This is a genomic window from Lentimicrobium sp. S6, from assembly GCF_013166635.1.
Classification (GTDB): Bacteria; Bacteroidota; Bacteroidia; order Bacteroidales; family UBA12170; genus UBA12170.
In genome coordinates, this window is the sequence record NZ_JABKBZ010000175.1 from 1 (window position 1) to 2,384 (window position 2,384).

Here is a 2,384-nt window from a genome sequence, read left to right on the forward strand (position 1 = left end):
TTTTACTCTTTCTCCAAAGCCTCTTCGTAATCCTCATCAGTGAATATATAATCAAACTCATTATGATATTCCGACAATTGACTAATCCAAGAACTAGACAAAAACATATTTCTATTTACATCTTCACTAGTTGCTTTATAAAAATGAGTTATGGATACTGTATCATTAAAAACCACATGCAAGGAATCGGCTCTAAAATTAGGTGGAACGCCCATGTTCCCCCCCCTATTTCCATATGTATCCTTTTTGATATCACCTGCATTTAACACAACTGATTCAATACTCTCAACTTTACTATTAAAGAAATATATAGTAATCATTTGATTTGATTTATTTCTTATATTGTATGTACTAGAATATTCAGGATCTTGACATGAGCTAAAAATTAATACAATAATAATTATAAATAATGTTATATATTTTTTCATGGCAAAAGATTTATAAATTAAAGAAAAAATTCAAATAAACATCAATATGCTTATCAGTCATATTTGAAGGCTTATGGGCTTTGAGTTTTGTTCTTAAACTTGTTAAGCCATAGGAGTATTTAATAATATTAGACTCCAAGTAAGCTATAGAATAACCTGAAACTTGATCATAAGGGAAATTAGGATTGCCGGCCGGGTTCAGATACCATGTATTATTCCAAACAAAACCAATTGAGCTATCAGGTATATCAAGCAAAACACAATTTGAACCATCAAATGACGAACCTTCCTCTGGGCAATCGCAACAACCTACCGGTGTATAACAAAACTTATCCGCATAAATAAAAGCTGTTTCTCCAGCAGGAGGTGTTCCAATTCTACAATTTACTCCATCAAACCATCCTCCGTCAGGACATCTATTTGATGGCAAACCACCGCTATTTAAAGCTTGATTATAATTATCCATGCAATCAATAAAAAGAGGAGTATAATCTTGAAGTGTTGAAGATGAATTCCACCATTGCATATGATCTCCATCATCAGAATTAATATTTGGATCATCATAATCTGCATGACCCAAATCAACATATTCTAATCTAGTAATATACCATTCGATTGCGTTGGCCCAGCTTTCTCGAATTATGCTTGACACTTGCCCAAACTGCAATTCAGCACCATTCATTAGTGTTATATGTGCAGAATGTCCAATCTCATGAATTGCTGTACTAAATAATACATTCGTTGGCCTAAAATTTCCATTATTAAACTTTCCATGAATATGGATATTGGGAATTACTCCACCAGCACCAATCATATGTTGCCAATTTGTTAGCCAATTTATCCCAGTACCACCTGTATTTAAATAGCTAATACGTAGTTTTGTCCATATCTCAGGTCGTTTTAATCCATCAATATTTCTATAAAAATATCTATATGCTGCTCTATGAATTGTTGCTATTCTAAGAGATTTATTAGAACCATTACTGATGTTTAAGTTCCACTCACTACGTTGTTTGGGACCATTATAATAGGCCTGAAAAGCTACTCCATCTCTTATAATGAACTGCCCAGTTTTCCAAATTATACTGTAATTTACGGCCCTTCTAAACTGACCTGTTGTAAAATTCCCATTACTATCTGTATTACCACTTTTTGTAGTAAACCACCTACGTGCTCTAACTTTTACTCCAATAATAGGAATCATATCATCCTCTATATCATCAAAAACTTGAATAGTACCAGATGGCGTCCATTTACTCCAGCGTGAACTTAAAATCTCTTCACTATTATCAGTAATATTTAAGGCCTCTGACACTAAATCATATACTATATCTTCATATTGTATACTTTGATAAGCTGGTATCTCCTCAGGAATAAAAAGAGATGATAATATCTCATATTGTATTTTAGGAAAACTATAGTCTGCCTTCACAGCACAATATTGCCATGTAATTAATTTAGTTGAAATAGTTGGATCATGATAAGATATACCAGGAGTTACAATCTCGTAATCCAAAGGATAATCAAACAACTCTATTGTTGAATCTTGTAATAGAAAATCCAATTCATTTTCATCTTCTGGTAAAAATCGAACATAATAATGCGATGTATAAACACTTAAACTTTGTGGAATCTGCTTGCCTTCTTTCACAAGACTATTATATGCTAATTGCATATTTTCAACAGAATAAGGGTTTTCAAGCTGAGCACCCAATACAATGGTTTCACCTAAGGCAATAGGATCGTTACTTTGAGTTGCACTGGTGCTTTTTGTTTCAGAAGTTTCAGCACCTTTATAATTATCCTTACTACAACTAGTAAGAAACAAAGGGTCAAGTTGAAATTCTGGGGGAATTGATTTTTACGCAAAAATATTTGTCAATCGAAAAAGGAAAAATTTGACATCTCTGACACCTCTGAATTCAGACCTAAAATGCTTTAATTTTGCGTTAAAGG

General features: G+C 32.8%; 2 protein-coding genes. Both read right to left on the reverse strand.

Going from position 1 to position 2,384, the window contains the following annotated elements; genetic code table 11:
• Positions 1-2: 2 nt before the first annotated feature.
• Entirely contained in the window at positions 3-320 is a 318-nt protein-coding gene (locus tag HNS40_RS22100; RefSeq protein ID WP_172284883.1) for a hypothetical protein, read from the reverse strand.
• A gap of 118 nt (positions 321-438) precedes the next feature.
• Positions 439-2,256 (reverse strand): hypothetical protein, encoded by a 1,818-nt coding sequence (locus HNS40_RS22105; protein ID WP_172284884.1) that lies wholly within the window; start codon positions 2,254-2,256, stop codon positions 439-441.
• Positions 2,257-2,384 lie beyond the last annotated feature (128 nt).

Bases quoted from the DNA above. Each gene is read 5' to 3' on its own strand.
- HNS40_RS22100 (WP_172284883.1), bottom strand. From the start codon at position 320: ATGATTACTATATATTTCTTTAATAGTAAAGTTGAGAGTATTGAATCA.